This window comes from Bacillus proteolyticus (genome assembly GCF_001884065.1).
GTDB classification, from domain to species: Bacteria; Bacillota; Bacilli; order Bacillales; family Bacillaceae_G; genus Bacillus_A; species Bacillus_A proteolyticus.
Map to the genome: position 1 here is coordinate 1 of NZ_MACH01000083.1, position 208 is coordinate 208.

The 208-nt window shown below is 38.9% G+C and carries 1 pseudogene; it reads right to left on the reverse strand.

The features are described 5' to 3' along the window. Window positions 1-116: pseudogene (locus tag BAQ49_RS32265) on the reverse strand (IS6 family transposase); the annotation flags it as partial. Between the last annotated feature and the right edge of the window lie 92 nt (window positions 117-208).

The window sequence follows — 208 nt, forward strand, 5'->3', positions numbered from 1 at the left end:
TCCATCATTTCCACCAGGTTACGGAAGCTCAAATTGTACCGCAGGTACCACCTTACTGTTAATAAGATTAGTTCGGGCTGATAATGCTTCCATTTAAACAAATTCTCCTTTTCCATACTGATCACGCACCCTTTCTAGAGTAATAGTATCAGTATGTCCAAGATTTATAGATTCATTGCAATTTTCCCGAAGTTTTTGCACCAGAACC